Annotated in this window: 13 protein-coding genes; 4 read left to right on the forward strand and 9 right to left on the reverse strand. The window is 68.4% G+C overall.

Annotated elements, in window-relative coordinates; genetic code table 11:
* Positions 1–127: 127 nt before the first annotated feature.
* The 5 genes from IP91_RS07205 to IP91_RS07225 form a co-directional block, all read right to left on the reverse strand.
* On the reverse strand, positions 128–3,475 hold the full coding sequence (locus IP91_RS07205) for an exo-rhamnogalacturonan lyase family protein (protein WP_199754528.1): 3,348 nt from the start codon (positions 3,473–3,475) through the stop codon (positions 128–130).
* 32 nt (positions 3,476–3,507) lie between these two features.
* Positions 3,508–5,889, reverse strand: a complete 2,382-nt coding sequence (locus tag IP91_RS07210) for a TonB-dependent receptor (protein ID WP_145648135.1) — start codon at positions 5,887–5,889, stop codon at positions 3,508–3,510.
* A gap of 236 nt (positions 5,890–6,125) precedes the next feature.
* A complete protein-coding gene (locus IP91_RS07215; RefSeq protein WP_145648137.1) occupies positions 6,126–6,341 on the reverse strand; it encodes a hypothetical protein in 216 nt (71 codons plus the stop codon).
* A 125-nt stretch (positions 6,342–6,466) separates the two neighbouring features.
* The gene (locus IP91_RS07220) at positions 6,467–8,683 is read right to left on the reverse strand and encodes an ATP-binding protein (RefSeq protein WP_145648138.1); all 2,217 of its coding nucleotides are present in this window, start codon (positions 8,681–8,683) and stop codon (positions 6,467–6,469) included.
* A gap of 170 nt (positions 8,684–8,853) precedes the next feature.
* Positions 8,854–9,513, reverse strand: coding sequence for a flavin reductase family protein (locus IP91_RS07225; protein ID WP_145648685.1), 660 nt, complete (start codon positions 9,511–9,513; stop codon positions 8,854–8,856).
* A 183-nt stretch (positions 9,514–9,696) separates the two neighbouring features.
* Here IP91_RS07225 and IP91_RS07230 point away from each other — a divergent pair, with 183 nt between their 5' ends.
* Together IP91_RS07230 and IP91_RS07235 are read left to right on the forward strand one after the other, a co-directional pair.
* Positions 9,697–10,026 (forward strand): hypothetical protein, encoded by a 330-nt coding sequence (locus IP91_RS07230; protein WP_145648140.1) that lies wholly within the window; start codon positions 9,697–9,699, stop codon positions 10,024–10,026.
* A gap of 190 nt (positions 10,027–10,216) precedes the next feature.
* Positions 10,217–12,376 (forward strand): TonB-dependent siderophore receptor, encoded by a 2,160-nt coding sequence (locus tag IP91_RS07235; RefSeq protein WP_145648142.1) that lies wholly within the window; start codon positions 10,217–10,219, stop codon positions 12,374–12,376.
* Between the two features lie 69 nt (positions 12,377–12,445).
* Here the strand turns inward: IP91_RS07235 and IP91_RS07240 are convergent, their stop codons facing one another.
* Positions 12,446–13,750 (reverse strand): sugar MFS transporter, encoded by a 1,305-nt coding sequence (locus IP91_RS07240; RefSeq protein WP_229474057.1) that lies wholly within the window; start codon positions 13,748–13,750, stop codon positions 12,446–12,448.
* A 211-nt stretch (positions 13,751–13,961) separates the two neighbouring features.
* Between IP91_RS07240 and IP91_RS07245 the strand changes: the two genes are divergently transcribed.
* The gene (locus IP91_RS07245; protein ID WP_158643105.1) at positions 13,962–15,740 is read left to right on the forward strand and encodes a putative bifunctional diguanylate cyclase/phosphodiesterase; all 1,779 of its coding nucleotides are present in this window, start codon (positions 13,962–13,964) and stop codon (positions 15,738–15,740) included.
* A 39-nt stretch (positions 15,741–15,779) separates the two neighbouring features.
* Here the strand turns inward: IP91_RS07245 and IP91_RS07250 are convergent, their stop codons facing one another.
* Positions 15,780–16,610, reverse strand: coding sequence for a ferritin-like domain-containing protein (locus tag IP91_RS07250; RefSeq protein WP_145648148.1), 831 nt, complete (start codon positions 16,608–16,610; stop codon positions 15,780–15,782).
* 144 nt (positions 16,611–16,754) lie between these two features.
* On the reverse strand, positions 16,755–17,174 hold the full coding sequence (locus IP91_RS07255) for a KGG domain-containing protein (protein WP_145648150.1): 420 nt from the start codon (positions 17,172–17,174) through the stop codon (positions 16,755–16,757).
* A gap of 402 nt (positions 17,175–17,576) precedes the next feature.
* On the opposite strand from IP91_RS07255, the gene IP91_RS25990 reads away from it, so the two are divergent.
* The gene (locus IP91_RS25990; protein WP_158643106.1) at positions 17,577–17,717 is read left to right on the forward strand and encodes a hypothetical protein; all 141 of its coding nucleotides are present in this window, start codon (positions 17,577–17,579) and stop codon (positions 17,715–17,717) included.
* 97 nt (positions 17,718–17,814) lie between these two features.
* On the opposite strand, the gene IP91_RS07260 is transcribed toward IP91_RS25990, so the two are convergent.
* The gene (locus tag IP91_RS07260) at positions 17,815–19,083 is read right to left on the reverse strand and encodes an acyl-CoA dehydrogenase family protein (protein WP_145648152.1); all 1,269 of its coding nucleotides are present in this window, start codon (positions 19,081–19,083) and stop codon (positions 17,815–17,817) included.
* Between the last annotated feature and the right edge of the window lie 9 nt (positions 19,084–19,092).

Consider the following 19,092-nt stretch of genomic DNA (forward strand, 5'->3'; position numbering starts at 1 on the left):
CTACACGCCAGTCCGGAAGCCCCGGCTCTTCGTGTGGAACCGACAATAGTAACCGGAATCGAACATTTGCGACAAACGTCACCGGGAAGCCGGGAAGTACCTGCCGGCTGCCATCAGCCTGGCACCGTCACGGCAAGCGATGGACGGTGAAGTCCGAGACCAGCTGCCGCGACAGGGTGGTGCGCAGCCCGAACAGCCCCGGCCCGAGCCGCTCCGGCGAAGCGAAGTACGGCACGTTGTCGACATAGAGGCGCGTGCCGCCGCCATCGACGACGATGCGCACGTGGTAAGGCTGGTTGGCCTTCAGGAGCCATGGCGCATCCAGGTACTCCTGCAGCAGGATGCGCTTGCCGGAGCCGTCGTAGTGGCGGAACCGGCTGGTGGTATTGGCATTGCCGCCGATGCCGGCATAGAACATGGGGATCCCGTCGTAGTCGGCCAGCTTGCCGGACACGGCGCCGGCGGGCCTGGCCTGCCAGAACACGTTCAGGTCGGACAGCCGCTCGCCCGTTGTTCCCGTAAGCGGCACCGTGCGCGTGAACGCGATCTCGTAGTGACCCGACAGAGGCTCGGTGAACCAGACTGTCAGGCCGGCCGGCGCATCGAGCACCAGCGCGCCATCCCTGACGGTGGCGGCACCGGCCGCATTGCCCGCCTCCGCCTCGACGCGCCAGCGCTTCCCGTCGAAGGTGCGGAAATCGTCGCGGAACAGCACCGGTCCCGGCGCTGCGGCCCGGGCTTCCAGCGCCAGCAGGCCCAGGGCACCCAGTCCCCACTGCGCCGCCGCGTTGGTGGAGATGCGGGGCGCTTCATCGAGCTCGTTCAGCACCGCCGGCGCGCGCACGCGATGCACCACGAAATCGGCGTCCTTCAATCCCGCCTTGCCTTCTTCGAACTGCCGCCAGGCCTGCGCCATCAATTGCGGATCGCGCGTCTGCGCCGCCAGGTAGCCCAGCAGCCGCGCGTGCCCCTGCGACAGGTTCAGCTTGCCCAGGTCCCTGCCCAGCTCCGCCTTCTGCGTGGCGCCATCGGCGTTGTACAGCCGGCAGTACTGCAGCCAGGCGGCGCGGAATGCCAGTTCCGGCAAGGTGCGCAGCAGCTCCGAACAGATCTCCGTGAGCCCGAACACGGCGGAGAGGTGCGATGCATTGGCCTCCTTCTTCGTATCGATCGCGAAGCGCCCCGTGTTCAGGTCCATCACCGCGCTGCCGGTGAAGAAGCCATGCGGCTGCGCGGCGATCGACGCCATGCTGGCCAGCAGCCGGTCGCGCCATACCTTGTCGCCCGTGCGCTCCCAGGCGGTGAACCATGCGCCGGCCACCGCGCCCCAGTCCGTGCCGAAGCCGACCAGGGCGGTGCCCGGCGCGTCTGCCCCCTTCGCGCCGATCTTGCGGCCGGGGACGATGTCCTGCAGCCGCGTCACGGCATCGAGCTGCTCGGTGAGCAGGTCGCCGATGCGCTCGTCCGCCGTCAGGTAGTACATGAAGCGGCGGTTGATGGCCGTGGAGATGCGCGCCTGCTTGGCGCTGTCGGCCCAGTGCTGCACGCCGTGGCGCGTGCCGAGCGGGCTGAATGGACCGATGTGGTAGACATCGACCTCGCCCGTATGGCGCGTCATCGCCTCGGCAAGGCGGAACGCATCGGCGCGCCCCGAGTGCAGGAAGTAATGCCACAGCCAGATATCGGTGGACAGTTCCGAATTGTCCCAGGCGAAGCCGCCCACGTCGTAGCGCCACTGGTGGCGCCGCGGATCGTAGGTGTGCATCACGTCGCCGTAGTCCCAGAAACCGTACCAGCGGCGCTGCTCGACCTGCCCCCGGTAGTAATCGAACAGTTCGCCGAGGCGCTTTTCATAGGGCCTGGCACGCGCGCCGCCCTGCCCGGCCGGCGCCCAGTAGTCGCTGAACACGCCCGCCGCGTGGAGGCGTTCGGGCGATGGCAGCAGGCGCGGCGGCTGCTCGATGCGGCGCGCGATCGCCACCAGCTCCGCCGGTGTCGGCGTCGCCGGCAGCAACTGCAGCGCCAGCTCGCTGGTGCGGCCCACGCCATACGGCGTGCCGTAGTCCGGCTGGAAGTCCTCGTACGTGATGTCGAGGGCGGCGCGCTGTTTCTCGAACGTGTCCTGGCCCATGCCGTCATGGTAGAAGCGCAGGTCCATCGCCGGTGCCGAAGGGGCCCACAGCCACAGCGTGACGCTGGCCTGGTCGCCCGCGGCGCCGGCGATATCGAGCTGCCCCGGGTGGCTCTGCCAGAAGTGGCGCACGCCGAACGCGACACCGCCGGTGGTGCCGCCGACATAGCCGGTGCCGCCGGCGCGCGTGCCGCCGTTCGACGGGATCCAGCCGTGGCCGGACGAGGTGCGCTTGGTGATCGTGAACCCGTCCGCGTTCGATTGGAGCAGGCGGTAGTCGCCGAATGCGGGGATGTACGGCAGGCCGTCGCGCACGTTCTTTGGCCACCCTTCGACGGGCGGCAGCGGCCGGCCCGCCACCTGCGCCGCGGCGATCGCCTCGCCCGGATCGCGGCGCAGGCCCGTGATGCTGCGCACGCTCTCGGCAAACACGCCGCCGGCTTCGGAGACGAAACGCACGTGCCGGTCATGCGGCGCACCGTCGAGCGCCACGCCGAAGCGCACGCCCAGGCCGCGCACAGTCACCTTCAGCGGATCGGCGTCATACAGGAAGGTGTGCAGCACGCGCACCGCATCGCTGCCGCGGTAGAACTCCAGCCGCAGCGTGAACGGCAGCAGCTTCGCGCCATCGGGCGCACGATGCGCACCGGTCAGTTTCAGTACGGCGCGCACCGGGCCATCCTGCTCGACTTCCACCTTCTCGACCGCCCCGCGCCAGCGCAGCCGCCCTTCGCTGGCCGCTTCGTCATCCGTCACGCCCGCCGTCAGCAGCACCAGTTCGCCGTCCTGCAAGGACGTGCGGCCTTCGAGCGCCAGGCTGGCGAACAGCGTGTTGCCGGACAGCGGCACGCGGGCCCGCAGGCGGCCCGTGTCGACGACGATCTCGCCGTCCGCGCGGGTGACCAGATGGGTGACAGAATTCACGCTGCCGGCCAGTGCCTCCTGCCCGATCGGGAATACCTGGTAAGCGGCAGCCACCGCAGTGGAATCCGGCCCCGCCTGTGGCCCCACCGCATGCGCACTCCACTTGATCGAGCCGTCCGGCCAGTATGCCAACGGCCACGATTGCGACGGGGCGACGCCCGTGCCATCGGCCGGCCGCAGCACGAAACCACTGCCCTGCGGCGCCCGGCCCAGCGGCCACGGTACGCCGAACGTTGTGCCGGCAAAGCTGGCCGGCGCGGCGCCATCGAGCCAGTGCAGCGCGGTGTCCAGCGGCGCAGTACCGGTGCCGGATTTTGTCGCGCTCCGCGAGGAAGGCTTGGCCGCCAGTGCCTGCAGCGGCGCCAGGGCAGGTGCGCCGGCCAGCAGCGCGGATAATTTCAGCAGGTCTCGTCGATCCATCGGTTTTTCTAGGTTTTTCCAGGTTTTGCTATTCAGTAGCGGTAGCCCAGCGTGACGCCCAGTGTACGCTGCTCCCCCAGGTAGCCCGTCACGGAACCGTACTCGTTGTTCACCAGCCGCTTGTAGTAGGTCTTGTCGAAGGCATTGTTCAGCCACAGGGAGGCGGTCCATTCGCCCTTGTCCGTCCTGCCCGAGGTGCCGGCCGAGAAGGCGGCCAGGCCGTAGCCGGGCACGCGCGAGAACTGCGAGTTGTCCACCGTGCCGTACATCCAGCTGCGCCAGGCGTAACGGCCGGCGACGAAGTTCTTCAGGCCCGCGGCGTTCCACTCATAGCGCACGCTGGCGTTAGCCGTCACGCGCGGCGCGTTGAACACGCCCTCGCCGGACAGGTCGCAGGACTTCGGCGCGTTAGGCGCCAGCAGCACCTCCGGCGGGCAGCGTGCGGTCCTGTAGTCCGTGTAGTACGTGTCGTTGAACACGGCCGAGGCATCGATCTGCCATGCCCGCGTCGGCGTCCAGTGCACGGAGGCCTCCGCGCCGCGCGAGATGTAGGCGCCCGCGTTCAACAGGTACACCTGCTGGTCGACCGGGTCATAGCCCTGCGTCTGGAAGTCGCGCACCTGCGACAGGAAGATGTCCGCCTTCAGGTTCAGCCGGTTGTCCGCGAGGTCGGCCTTCACGCCCAGCTCGCCGCTGCGGGCCTTTTCCGGCCGGATGATCAGCGAGTCCAGCCCGGCCTGTGCGGCGGCGCCGGACGAAATATTCAGGCCACCGGCCTTCTCTCCATAGGACGCGGCCGCATAGGTGCTCAGTCCGGGTGCGGCACGCCAGGTCGCGGCCACGGTGGCGGAAGGCAGGTTGTTCGTGATCTGCAGGTAGCCCGAATTGAACGGCGAACGGTTGTAGCGGACGAAGCTGCCGCCCCGCTCCTCATGGTTGAAGCGCACGCCGGCCGTGATGTCGATGTCCTCGCGCGCGTGCCAGGTGCCCTGGGCGAATGGCGACAGCGAACGGTCGCGCAGCAGGCCCTGGCGGATCACGTCGAGCTTGCGCGAGACGCCGGTGGCGGTGCCCAGCCAGATGTCGGGCAGCGTGGTATCGGCATAGCGGGTATGCGCTTCGATCTCCAGCTTCTGTCCCAGGTACGTAAGGCCGAACGCGTAGTCGACCGGACCGCCGGTGGGCGCATCCACACGCAGGTCCTGCGACCAGCTGCGGTCGTGCTGCTGGAAGCCGCTGTTCGCATAGAGCTGCACCGACTGGTAGTCCGCCAGCGAGGGCGCCGAATGGAAGTAGCGGTACGAGGTGATGGAGCGCAGCCGCCAGCCGCTGCCCAGCAGCCACTCGGCGCGTGCCGCCACGCCGCCCTGCACGATATGGGTGCTGGTCTCGTCGTCCAGGTCCACGGTGGACCCGTACAGCACGTTGTTGCCGACGCGCGCAGACCGCACCAGATAGGCATCGGTGCCGTTCACCGCATGCGTGGCGACCAGCACCGGCGTCGGCTCGCTGTTGGCATTGTTGTAGTCGGCGGACAGGCGCAGCCGGAAGCGGTCGCCGTCGCGGAACAGCAGCTGGCCACGCGCGCCGTTCGAGCGCGCGCCATTGAGCTGGTGGCCGTTGCGGACATTGGTCACGGCACCGCCGTTGCTGCTGCTGATGAGGTTCAGGCGCCCCGCCCAATGCTCCGACAGGGGGCCAGACACGACGGCGCGCACACGTTCGTAGTCATGCTGGCCGACCGACGCGGATATCGACGCCTCCGGCACGAAGGTGGGCTCCTTCGTGTGCAGGTCGAGTACACCGCCGGTCGAATTGGCGCCGAACATGGTGCCCTGGGCGCCACTCAGCACATCGGCCCAGGCCAGGTCGCCCAGGCTGGACAGCATGCCGGGCCGCGCCAGGTAGACGCCGTCGAGATACACGGCCACGCTGCCCGGCATGCCGATGTTCTGCTCCCCGCTCGTCTGGCCGCCGCCATCGCCGATGCCGCGCAAGGTGATCTGCATGTCCGCCGGGTCGGTGCTCTGCACGTTCAGGCCGGGCACCAGCTGCTGCAGGTCTTCCAGCGACGTGACGTTCTGCTGCTCGAACTGTTCGCCGGTGACGCGGTAGGCCGACGTGGGGGTGCGCCGCGGGTCGTCCTCGACGGTGCTGCGCTCCTGCCGGCTGCCGCTGACGGTGACGACCGCGGCAGGGGCCGCGTCGGCCGGCTCGTCGGCGGGTCCCGGCACGGTTCCCGCCTTGGCGGCACAGGGCATGGCGGCCAGCATGACCAGCGCGGCAGCGGACGCCAGCAGCGCACGCTGGCGAGGAAGATCGGTGCCGGGGATGGCGTGACGGCAGGGAGGCGTGAGTTCAGCTGCGGCGAATGGTGCGCCCGATGGCGCGGCGCGTCGTGGTACCGGATTCATTTCGTGGATCTGCCGGGATGCCCGGCCACTGTGAAGGACCGCCGACTATAGACGGACCTGCAAGCTTGCGAAACGAACCATTTCGATTATCGTTGCTCCAAAATCGTCTTTGAAAGTCACCGGGGATTCCGGCATGCTGAGGACGATGACGATGACGATGACGATGACGATGACGATGACGATGACGATAAGGTGCTGTGCGGTGCGGTACGAATCGTCTTGATGCGATGCACCGCTCAGCGGGGGCCGCGGCGGCGCTCGTCGCCATGGCGGTGGAAATTCGGGGCGCACAGCACGCGCAGCGCGATATCGCGCGGCACGCCGGCTTCTTCCATGTACTCGAGGGCGGGGTGGATGCCATCCGCCTCGACGATCTTCAACGCATCTTCCACGCGCGCCGCCATTGCAGCGTCGGCGCGCGACCTCGTCGTGCCGCGATCGACCATGACCACCACCCGTCTCCAAGAAACCGGTTAGTTTACACGAAATGACAACGTTGCAGTCGCACGCGTTGTATTCGTTTCATCGAACGACAGCGCCCGCCGGTTGCCGCATGCCAGCCGGCGCTCGCTTCGCGTCAGGCCGCCAGCGCGCGCCGCAGCTCTTCCAGCGAGGCCGGCTTGGTGAGATGCAGGTCGAAACCGGCCGCCGTGGCGCGCACCACGTCCCCCTTCTGGCCGTAGCCGGTGAGCGCCACCAGCCGCAGCGCGCGGCCCTCCGCCGCCCCCCGTAGCGCGGCCGCCAGTGCGTAGCCGTCCATGTCCGGCAGGCCGATGTCGAGCAGTGCGGCATCCACCTCGTGCTCGTCGAAGACAGCCAGCGCGTCGCGTGCCGTGTGGGCCACCCGCACGTCCAGCCCGATGTGGCGCAGCATCAGCGCGCTGGCGCGGGCCGCATCCTCGTTGTCGTCCACCAGCAGCACGCGCAGGCCGGGGTGCGCCGTGGCGGCCGGTGCAGGGGCAGGCTGTGTTGCGCCGGCCGCCTGCGCAGCCGGGAGCACCGCTGGCAGCACGGCGGGGAGCACTACCTCGAACGTGCTGCCCTGGTCCTTGCCGGGGCTGTGCGCCGTGACATGGCCGCCATGCAGCTCGACGATCTTGCGCACGATCGCCAGGCCCAGTCCGAGCCCGCCGGTGCGCCGCGCCAGCTGCTGGGGGGCCTGGTAGAACGGCTCGAACACATGGGCCAGCAGTTCCGGCGCCATCCCCACGCCGCGGTCGGCCACGGTCAGGCGCGCCTTGCCTTCCTGTTCGGCGAGCGTGACGGTGACTTCGGCGCCGCCGAAGCGCGCCGCGTTGGTGAGCAGATTGCCCAGCACCTGCGACAGCCGGCTGTCGTCGCCATTCACCCACAGCGCTGCCGGCGCATGCAGCACCACGCGAATGCCGGCCGCCGCGCTCACGCACTGGCGCACGATCTCGGCCAGGTCGACGGGATGCAGGTCCAGCGTCAGCTTGCCCGATGCGATGCGCGAGACATCGAGCAGGTCGTCGACCAGCCGCTTCAGGTGCGTGACCTGGCGGCGCATCACGGCGCGCTCGCGCTGCGCGCCCGTCTCGCCGCGCAGGTCCATCAGGTCCAGCGACGCGACGATGGGGCTGAGCGGATTGCGCAGTTCGTGGCCGAGCACGGCCATGAACTCGTCCTTCGCCAGTGCGGCGCTGCGTGCCTCGGCCAGTGCCGCTTCGCGCGACGCCAGGGCCCTTTCGAGCGATGCGAACAGGCCGGAACGTTCGCGTTCGTGGTGGTCCAGCTGGTCCGCGGCGGCGGCCAGCGCCTGCCCCATCTGCGCGATCTCGCGGATGCGCGACGGTTCGACATCGACGCGCGTGCCGGCCCCCAGCGCGGCGGCGCCGGCCACCAGGGAGTCGATGCGCCGCACGATGCGCCGCGCCAGCAGGATGGCACCGGCAATGCAGACGAGCAGCGAGATTGCCAGCCCGGCGCCATACACGACGGCGCCCTGCAGCACTGGATAGCGCAGCGACGACGTCGGCGCGCTGACCACCACGGACCAGCCCCAGCGCGATGTGGTGAAGGCGGAATGCACGTCGATCTTCTCGATCGTCTGCGACGCGCCGGTGCCTTCCGGTCCGCTGCGCATCAGCCGCTGCAGCGGCACGCTGACGGCGCTGCCCACGTAGCGTTCATGGTCCTTCGACCGCGCCACGCGCCGCCCGCTGCCGTCGATCACGACGAGGATCCAGTCCAGCGGCGCGCGCTGCCGGCCGATCACGTTCTGGATGCGACCCGGCGCGATCACGGCCGACAGCACATAGGGCTTGCCCTGCGGACCGTCGACGGGAATCCGCACGGTGAAGGCGGCCCGGCCGCCCTTGCCGCGCGCCACCCGTCCGGCCACCGGGATGCGGCCCGCCATCGCCATGCGCAGGCTGTCCGGATCGGCAACCGGCGCGGGCGGCGCGCCGAACGGCGCCATCGTGCGGAACACCATCTGGCCCCGTTCATCGGTCAGGATCACGCCCAGCCACTCCGGCTGCCCGGCCGCCTGCTGCTTCGCGAGCTCATGGAAGCCGCGCAGGTCGCCCGCCGCCAGCTTCGGCGTCTTGGCCAGTCCCCCGAGCGCCGCCGCGGCGCCGTCGAGTTCCGCATCGACGACGCTCGACAGCGCGCGCGCCAGCTCGATCATCGAGCGTTCCTGCTCGCGCAGGCGCACGTCGGCCGCCTCCTTCAGGCTCCACGTGCCGAGCAGCGCGAGCGGCAGGAAGCCGATCGCAGTCAGCAGGATCAGCAGGTGGCGCAGGCTGAGGGTGATGCCGCGGCGTACACGCATGAGAGGGCCCGGCAGTGGAAAGCCCTGATTATAGCTGCGCCGGCCGGTCGGTACTTTCTCGTCGGTATCAATCTGCGGCCCACGGCGCGGCCGCGGCGCTTCAGTATCGCCCGGCGCTCCGGCGCCGAACCGACCATACCGGCCGCGCGGAACCAAACCTGTCCCGCGGACTAATCAGCGCGCGTCCCGCCAGCGTCCTTTGCCAGCACCGACTCCCCGATCGCATAGAACTGTCCGCCGGCGATGTAGTGCAGGCTGCGCCACCCCGGTCCGGCTGCGTCGAAATACCAGTGACCGTCGCGGAACACGCGCGTATCGGCCCACGCCGCAACGACCTCGCCGATGAACAGGTCATAGGCCTGCTGGTTGTGCGGCTCGGGCACCAGGCGGCACGCCAGCCACGCCGAGCAGCCCGCCACCAGCGGGGCATCGACCGCACCGATTCCCTTGCCTGCATCATTTCCATCGGCCGCTTCAATTCCATCATCCGCTTCAACGCAATCGGCCACGAACAGCTCGACACCGCAGCGCGCCAGCTTGTCCGGGTCATCGGCCAGGCTGCGCGAACCTACGGCGTAGACGAGATCCGCCTGCCGCGCCGTCGGCACCTGCAGCACGAAGAGGCCGCTCGCCTCCACCAGCGCGCGCGTGCGCGTGGCCTTGTCCAGCACCACCGTCACTTTCGGCGGACTGAAATCGAGCGCGCAGGCCCATGCCGCCGCCATCACGTCATCGACACCGTCATGGCGCGCCGAGACCAGCACCGTGGGACCATGATTGAGCAGGCGGTAGGCCTTCGCCAGATCGACCGGCGCGACGTGATCGTCCATCCGCCGTGTCATGCCACCATCTTCATTCGCCATGTTGGAAATCCTCTGCAATGTGAGGCCAGCAGCTTAGCACCGCAGCGCATCCGTGCCCGCTCCCGCTGCCGGCACCTTTCCGGCTATACCCGCACGCGACTCGTACAGTACAATCGCCGCTGACCTCCATCGACTGCCCGCCTCCGCCACATGAACGCTGCGCCACCACGCCACTGCCGACCCGCCGCCACGCGCGGCCGCGCCGTGCTGTGGATCGTCGCGCTGCTGTTCCTGTTCCAGATGCTGGGCGCCACGCATCACGATCACGAGGTGGCGGCCAAATCGCTGCACTGCGTGTCGTGCGCGCTGCACGCCCAGCCGCATGCGGCACCGCCGGCCATGGCGGTACACCCGGCACCGGCCGGCTGGATGCTGCTGCATCCGGTCCTCACCGTCGACCGGGTTGCGCCTGCCGCGCAAGCCGCGCGCTGGCTTCTGCCGCCCCCGCACGCCCCGCCTTCTTTCCTGCATCGCCAGTGATACCGGCCGCGCCTGCGTGCGCCGGCCATCCATCGACCACCAGGTCGAACCTCCATCGACCTCGGTGGACATTCATCGACATTATTGATCATCGCCCGGTCCGCGCGGACCGCGGCCAGCGTCCGCCCGCGCAAGCCGGCAGCACGCGGCCGCGCGCACGCGCCAACGAACCGGTGGCGATGCGGACACCATGCAAACAAACACCGATTTTCCCCGGCACCCGCTGGCACTGGCCGCCTTGCGCCTGGTCGCGCTGTCTTCCCTGCCCTGCCTTGCCCTGCCCTGCACCGCCCTCGCGCAGCAGGCCGAACAAAAAGCCGAACAACAATCTGAACAACAATCTGAACAACAAGCCGACACCGTGGTCATCGACGGCCAGCGCGCCGCCTACCGCACGCTGGCCGTGGCCGGCGCCACCAAGACGGATGCCTTGCCGAAGGACCTGCCGCAAAGCGTGCGCACGCTGACGGCCGGCCTGCTCGACGATGCGGGCGTCACCACGCTGGCCGGCGCGCTGGAACTGGCCAGCGGCATCACGCGCCAGAGCGACCTGGGTGGCCTGTGGGACAGCTACGCGATGCGCGGCTTCACGGGCGACCCGAACTTCGGCTCCGACTACATGGTGAACGGCTTTGCCGCCAGCCGCGGCTACAACGGCCTGCGCGAGGTGGCCGGCACCCAGTCGATCGAGATCCTGAAGGGCCCCGCCGCCGCGCTGTACGGCCGCGGCGAGCCGGGCGGCACCGTCAATATCCTGACGAAGAAACCCCTGTTCACGCCGCACTACACGATCGATGCCGGCGTCGGCAGCCACGCCACGCACCGCGCGGCGGCCGATCTTACCGGTCCCCTGTCGGCCGACGTCGCCTACCGCCTGAACGTCGCGCACCAGGGCGGCGACAGCTTCCGCGACACGGTGCACACCACGCGCGACCTGGTGGCGCCCTCGCTGCTGTGGCATGCCGGGCCGGACACCACGGTATCCTACGAAATCGAGGCGGCGCGCCAGCGCTCCCCGTTCGACCGCGGCATTCCGGTACTGGCCAACGGCGCACCGGAAGTGCCGGTCTCCCGTTTTCTCGGCGAGCCGGGCGACGGCAGCATCACCGGGAAGTCCCTGGGGCACCAGCTCTTCGTGCAGCATGCGCTGGGCAATGGCTGGTCGCTGCAGGGCGGCGCTTCCTACCGGGACAGCTCGCTGGAAGGCTATTCGACCGAGGCCAACGACCTGCTGGCCGATAACCGCACGCTGCGCCGGCAGCGCCGGTATCGGGACTGGTCCGCCACGGACCGCTCGGCCCGCGCCGAACTGCTGGGCAGCGTGAGCACGTGGGGCATCACGCATGCGCTGTTGTTCGGCGTCGACGCGTATCGCTTCGACGACAGCCGCATCCAGCTGCGCCGCAACCCGTCCGCCGCCGCGCCGTACGCCATCGATCTTTACGAGCCGGTGTACGGCGGCAGCGCGGCGCCGCTTGCGCTGTCCGTCGACACGCTGGAACACCAGCGCGCCCACGCCGTGTATGCGCAGGACCAGCTGACCCTGGCGCCGGGCTGGAAAGCGCTGGTGGGCGTGCGCCACGACCGCTACCGCCAGACCGTGATCAACCACCGCACGGCCAGCGTCAACGAACAGGAACTGGGCGCCACCAGCCCGCGTGCCGGCATCGTCTGGCAGCCGGACGATGCGTGGTCGCTGTATGCCAGCGTGGCGCGCGGCTTCCGGCCGAACAGCGGCATCGGCATCGACAACGCCGCCTTCCCGGCCGAGACGAGCCGTTCGGTGGAAGCCGGTGCGAAGGTGGACATGCCGAAGGGCCTGGCGGCCACGCTGGCCGTGTACCGCATCGAGAAGGACAATGTGCTGACATCGAATCCGCTCAACACGGATTACGCGCTGCCGGCCGGCTCGGTGGCCAGCAAGGGCGTGGAGCTGGACGTATCGGGGGAACTGCGGCGCGGCGTGCGCCTCTCCGCCGCGTATGCGTTCACCGATGCGCGCGTGACCCGGGGCGACAACACCATCCGCACCGGCAGCCGCTTCCCGAACGTGCCCCGGCACGGCGCCAGCCTGCTGCTGGTGGCAGGCGATGCCCGCGGATCGGTCGGTGGCGGCCTGACGTATGTGGGCGAACGGTTCGGCGACGTGGCGGCCTCCAGCGATTTCCGCCTGCCGGGCTACACGACGGCGCGGCTGCTGGCGACGTGGCTGCCGCAGCCGCGCTGGCGCCTGGCCGTCCATGTCGACAACCTGTTCGACCGCCGCTATTACGCCAGCTCGTACAGCCGCCTGTGGGTGGCGCCGGGCAGCACGCGCACCCTCGGCGCCAGCGCGCAGTACCGCTTCTGAGATGTGCCGGGCGAAGTGCTACCGAAGTGGCACCTCGTCCGGAGGACCCCCAACCCGGTGGCGCGGGCCTCAGCCCTGCGCCGGCTCGTCCGGGAACGCGTTGGTGGGCTTGGCGCCCCACACCGCATAGAACAGCACGTACAGTTCGCACGCCGCCGTCAGCAGGAACGACATCTGCAGGCCGTACATGTCGGCCAGCCAGCCCTGCACCACGACCAGCGCGCCGCCGGCAATCGCCATCACCAGCAGGCCGGCGCCTTCTTCCGTCAGGGGACCCAGGCCACGGATGCCCAGCGTGAAGATGGTGGGGAACATCACCGAGTGGAACAGGCCCACGGTCACCAGTGCCCACATGGCCGTGGGACCGGTGGTGAAGGTGGCGACCAGCATCACGATGCAGGCACCGATCGCGCAGCCGCCCAGCACCTTCTCGGCCGAGATCGAGCGCATCAGGATGCTGCCCACGAAACGGCCCACCATCATGCCGCCCCATAGCAGGAACAGGTAATGCGATGCGCCCTCGTGCGTGAGATTGCCGATGTGCGGCTGCGAGACGAAGTTGATGAACAGGTTCGCCACGCCGATCTCGGCGATCAGGTAGATGAACATCGCCGGAATGCCGAACACCAGGTTACGGTGGCGCCACAGCGAGTGGGCGCCGCGGTCCGCTTTCGCGACACGGGACCGGGTAAGAGCCGGCAGCGGATAGCGGGTAATGACCACGGCCAGCAGCACCAGCACCACGGCCACGATCAGGTAAGGCAGCTGCACGGCCTGGGCGTCGGCCAGGCGTTCGGCCTGCGTCAGCACCTGGTCGGTGCCGGCCGTGCCACCGGTGGAGCGGCCCAGGATCAGGTAGCCGCCGAACAGCGGCGCGAACATGGTGCCCAGCGAATTGAAGGCCTGCACCAGGTTCAGGCGCGCCGACGACGTCTGCTGCGGGCCCACCACCGCCACGTAGGGATTGGCGGCGACCTGCAGCAGCGTGATGCCGCAGGCGATCGTGAACAGCGCGACCAGCGTCACATAATAGGAAGGCAGCTGCGCGGCCAGGATCATGCCCAGCGCGCCGACGGCCATGATGCACAGGCCGACCACCATCGATTTCTTGTAGCCGATCCGTTCGATCAGGCGCGCCGACGGGATCGATGCGATGAAGTAGGCGATGAACCACACGGATTCGATCAGCGTCGTTTGCGTGTAGTTGAGTTCGAACACGCTGCGCAGGTGCGGCAGCAGCGTGTTGTTGATGACGGTGATGAAGCCCCAGACGAAGAACAGGCTGGCAAGCAGCGACAGCGCCGAGGTGTAGTTGGCGGGTCCGGCGGCCGGGGCGGCCGTGGCGCTGCGGTTTGATGAAATAGGTCCAGCCACGAAGTGCATCCTTTCAACACGAAAGGCGCCATCGTAGAGCGCACGTTTGAATATTGCCAATAACAAAAATACATTAACCGTTAATTACATTGCCGTCGCACTGGCGGTAAGCCCGTCGTGCCAGCGCGGGGACGCGGCAAGCGGGCGCTGTACGGCGCTGCCTGGAGTATGCTGGCTTGTCTTGTGCAAGGGCGCGACAGTGATGCAAGTGATGAACCGTCTCCGGTGTTCCCTGCCACGGCCGGCGCCGCTGGCGGCGCTGCGCCCCTACCTGCTGGGAACCCGCGTGGCGATGCAGCACCGGCGCCTGACCGCCGCCCACGAGGCCTACCGCAAGGCCACCGAGGCCAGTACGGAAGGCTTCTTCATCACGCAGCCCCTGTTCGATGGCGCCGGCCGCATCGTCGACTACATCACCGTGGATTGCAACGAGCAGGGAGCCGCCCTGTCCCACCGCACGCGCGAGGAACTGATCGGCAAGCGCCTGACGGGCCTGGGGAACGACGTGCCCGTTGCTCCCGCCATGGCATTGCTGGCCCGCGCCATGGCGCACGGCAGCGCGACGGGGGATATCGAGATCGGCCTCGGTGCGGACCTGCGCCATGTGGAGCTCAAGGCGCGCCGCTCCGGCGACGTGCTGTCGGTGACCCTGCGCGACGTGACGATGGAACGGGCCCACCTGTCACGCCTGGAGAGAACGAATTACGAGGACCCGCTCACGGGGCTGCCGAACCGCGCCTGGGTCAGCCGCTGCCTGCCGGAGGCCGTCGCACGCGCCAACGGCCATGACGGGCTGCTGGCCGTGCTGTTCGTGGACCTGGACGGCTTCAAGGCCGTCAACGACAGCTTCGGCCATGCAGCCGGCGACGAGCTGCTGCAGATTGTGGCGCGCCGCCTGAAGGTGGCCGTGCGGCCGGGCGACCGCGTGGCGCGCCTGGGCGGCGACGAATTCATCGTCATGCTGGAACACCTGCACGACCGGGCCGAGGCGGGCCAGGTGGCCGCCCGCGTGGTGACCGCGTTCGGCAAGGGGGTGGGCATTGCGGCAGGCACCGCATCGATTGGCGCGTCGGTGGGCATCAGCATCTGTCCGGGCGACGCGCACGATACGGACACGCTGCTGCGCCACGCCGATATCGCCATGTACGACGTCAAGACGGGCGGCAAGAACGGCTACCGCTTCTTCGACCCGGCGTTCTACGGTGCGCTGCAGGCCCGCCAGCAGCTGGAAAAGGAGCTGCAGGCGGCGATCAGCGAGAACCAGTTCGTGCTGCACTACCAGGTGCGCGTGAGCACCATCACGCGGCAGGTGGTGAGCCTGGAAGCGCTGGTGCGCTGGAACCACCCCACCGCGGGGCTGGTGCGGCCGGACGAATTCATTCCGCTGGCCGAGGAGACCGGCCAGATCGTGGCGCTCGGCGAACTGGTGGTGGACAGCGTGTGCGCCCAGATCGCCGCCTGGACGCGCGCCGGCCTGGCGCCGGTACCCGTCTCGATCAACGTGTCGAGCCGCCAGTTCAACGAACGCGACATGCATGCGCTGTTCCTGCAGGCGCTGGACCGGCATGCCATCCCGGCCCACTTCGTGGAAATCGAGCTGACGGAATCGGCGATGCTGCATGATCCGCAGCGCACGTCCGCCCACCTGAACGCGATGCACGCGCTGGGCATCCGGCTGCTGGTGGACGACTTCGGCACCGGCTATTCGTCGCTGTGGATGCTGCAGCAGCTGGACTTCGACATCCTGAAAGTGGATAAATCGTTTACCCGCCTGCTGGGCGCCGACCGCCAGGGCGAGATCCTGTTCGCCGCCATCATCACGATGGCGCATGCGCTGGGCATGAAGGTGGTCGCCGAGGGCGTCGAGCGCCCCGAGCAGGTCGACATCCTGGCGCGCCTGCGCTGCGACGAGCTGCAGGGCTACCTGATCGCCCGCCCCCTCGATGCGGACGGCGTCCAGGCCGAAATCCGCAAGCGCGCCATCGCGTGACAGCACCGGCAAGCGCCAGCCGCCGGTCCGCGCCGTCCATCAAACAAACCTGCTCAACTCCTCCTCCGTAAATCCCGCCCTTCGTCGCGCCTCCAGGTTAAACGGGCCCTTCAGCACCGGCGCCCGATAGCGCGCCACCAGCGCGTCATAGGTGGCATACGGCTCCAGTCCCTGCCGCTCGCACAGCCAGCCATACCAGCGGTTGCCGATCTCCACATGCCCTACTTCGTCGCGCAGGATGATGTCCAGGATCGCCGCCGCGGCCAGGTCGCCGGCCTGCGCCACCTTGGCGCGCAGGGGCGGGATCGCATCGAGCCCGCGCGCCTCCAGCGTGCGCGGCACCAGCGCCATGCGCGCCGTCACGTCGGCGCTGGTGCGCTCGACCATCTGCCACAGGCTGTCATGCGCAGCGAAGTCGCCATACACGTGGCCCAGCGTGGCCAGGTGATCGGCCAGCAGCCGGTAGTGGGTCGCTTCCTCGGCCGCCACGCGCAGCCAGTCGGCGTAGTAAGCGGAGGGCATGCCGGCAAAGCGCCACAGCGCATCGAGCGCCAGGTTGACGGCGTTGAACTCGATATGCGCCAGCGCGTGCACCAGCATCGCCCGCCCTTCCGGCGTGGCCATCGAGCGGCGGCCGACCAGCTTCGGCGCCACCAGCTCGGGCAGCGCCGGCCGCCCCGGGATGCCGGGTGGCTCCGCGATCGCAGCGGCCGGATCGGCCGTGATGGCGCCGCTCCGGAACGCCAGCGCCAGCGCCGCCACGGCGTCCGTCTTGCGCACCGGATCGGTGTCGAGCAGGCAGCGCAGTGCGCCGGCCCGCAGTTCGCCCGTGCGCACCGGGTCGAATTCCTGGTCTGTCGTTTGCGCCATCCGTCCGTCCCGCGAAAAAGGCGCAAGTTTAGCAGGTGCCTTCGAACCCGTCGGCGGCCGCGGCCCCGGATGACTACGCAAAAAAAACCGCCCCGAAGGGCGGAAACTACACTCACAGGATAAGACGGTGAAACGATTCAGGGGTCAGCGGGAATTCTTGTGGCTCTGGCGGCCGGCGGCTGCGTGCTGCGCCGGGGTGCCGCCCTGTACGCCATGGCTGGCGGACTGGCTGTTGCCACGGCTGGCGGATTGGCCATTGCCGGAGCGCGAGGTGGCCGACTGGGCATTGCCCGATTGGCTGTTATTGGCGTTGCCGGCATTGCCGGACTGGCGGTTGCCGTCATTCTTGTGGCTCATCGAACCGGCGCGGCGCGCCTCCTCCGACGTGAATTCATGCGCATTGCCAGAGGCATGGGCGGCGCGGCCACCCTGGGAAGCGATCTCGCGCTGGCGCTGGGGGTCCATCGATGCGAAGCCGCGCGTGCTGGTGCCGGACTGGCTGTTGCCCTTGCTGGCGTTCGAGGACTGGTTCTTGCCTTCCGGGTTATTGCTGCGATTTACCATGAGGATCTCCTGTATCGGTTGGATGTCGAATCATCGAATTGCACATCCTTTCTGCGACCGCCGCTGCCGTCGGGGCCGGCGTGTCACGAAAAGGTGAAGTCATGGTACGGGGCGAGCGGCGCGACGCTTATCAGTACGCCGCCCACAGGCGCGTAGGAGAGCGCGCTACTGGCGGGTCGGAGGGATCACTCAGCAAAAACAACGCTCGTTGCATTTCGCAACGCTTCCACAGTTATCACGAGCGGTGATATTGGTGTGCAGCAAGTTGTATGACGACCTCTCCAGTTATATGAGTTATGCATGCCGGAGATCCGAATTCAAAATTGGATTTATATCTTTGTGCTCGGTAAGATTCCATCATCGCTGAACGCCAACGCAAGCAACCCATTCAAGGACACCAACATGACGACCGCAACCGCTACCCTGACCAACGCATCGACCGGCAACTTCACCCGCCTGCTGAACGCCTTCCTGGCCGAAGTGCGCCGCGCCGTCGAACTGGCTGGTGCACCGTACATGAACGGTCCAGTGCCGCCGATGTAAGCAGGCAGTGCCGGATCCATCCGGCGCCCAATGCAAAAAGCCTCCGCTGGTCGGAGGCTTTTTGCATTGGGACGGCAGCTGCACCGTCATGGGTCTGCTACTGCTTCGGCGCGCCCTCTTCCACCGGTGTTGCGGGCGCGGTCCATGGCCCCACCGGCGGCACCGTGCCATTCAGGTAGTAATCGCCGATCATGCGCTCGCGGAAGATGGCGGGATTGTGCGATGCCGCCGTGCGCGCATTGCGCCAGTGCCGGTCCAGCCGGCGCGATTCGCTGGTGGCCGATGCGCCCCCTACCTCGAACAGCAGCGTGCTCGCCTGCAGCACCAGGTCGATCACCACCTGCTGCGCCTGGAAGGCACGGATGTCCGCCGCCACGAACAGCGCCTCGTCCGCTGTACCGGCTACCGACTGCCGGCGCGTGTCTTCCAGCGTACGGGCGACATTGTCGACGATGCTGTCCGCCGCATAGGACAGGCTGGCCAGCCGGCCGACGACGCGCTGCACCAGCGGATCGTGGCGCGGACTCGATTCGCCCTTCACATCGAACGCGCGCGTCTTGCGCTGCACGAAGGCGATGGCATCCTGCAGGGCTGCGCGTCCGGCGCCTGCGATACTCGTCAGCAGCACCAGCTGCAGGAAGGCCTTGTGGTACGACGGCGCGAACTTGCCGTCGAAACGCCGCACGATATGGTCGTCGCGCAGCCGCACGTTCTCGAACACGGTGGTGCCGCTGCCCGTCATGCGCTGGCCGAAGCCGTCCCAGTCGTCCAGCCGCGTCACGCCCGGCAGGGTCGCCGGGAAGGCCACGCTGGTCAGCGTTTCGCCGTCCAGCACGGTGGCCACGATCCAGTCGGCGTAGATGGTGCCGGTGCTGTAGTACTTCTTGCCATTCAGGCGCCAGCCTTCGCCATCGCGCACGATCGTGGCGCTGGTACCCGTCACCGCGCTCTGTTCGGCCATCGCATAGCCGATCAGCGCACCGTCGACCACTTTCGGAAACCAGAATGCGCGCGTGGCTTCGTCCTCGTGATTGAGCCGGCTCTCCAGGAACGAGAAATGGCCCCGCAGCAGGTGCGACACGTTCGAATCGGCCGTCGCCAACTCCAGCAGCAAACCGAAGAACTGCGGCAGCGTGGCACCCAGTCCGCCATAACTGCGCGGGATGCGCACCGCGCCGAAGCCCGCCTGGCGCAGCCACTGCACTTCTTCATGCGGCAGCTTACGTTCCGCTTCGCGCTCCACGGCACCCGCCGCGATGCGCGCGAAGATGGGCCGGAAGCGCGCCTGCAGTTCCGCATCCGTCGGGTCGCGGTCCGTCGCCCATGCCTGACCCGCTGCGCCAATGTCGTTCGATCCGTCGCTCATGTCGTTCCT

It is taken from the genome of Pseudoduganella lurida, assembly GCF_007830455.1.
Lineage (GTDB): Bacteria > Pseudomonadota > Gammaproteobacteria > Burkholderiales > Burkholderiaceae_D > Rugamonas > Rugamonas lurida.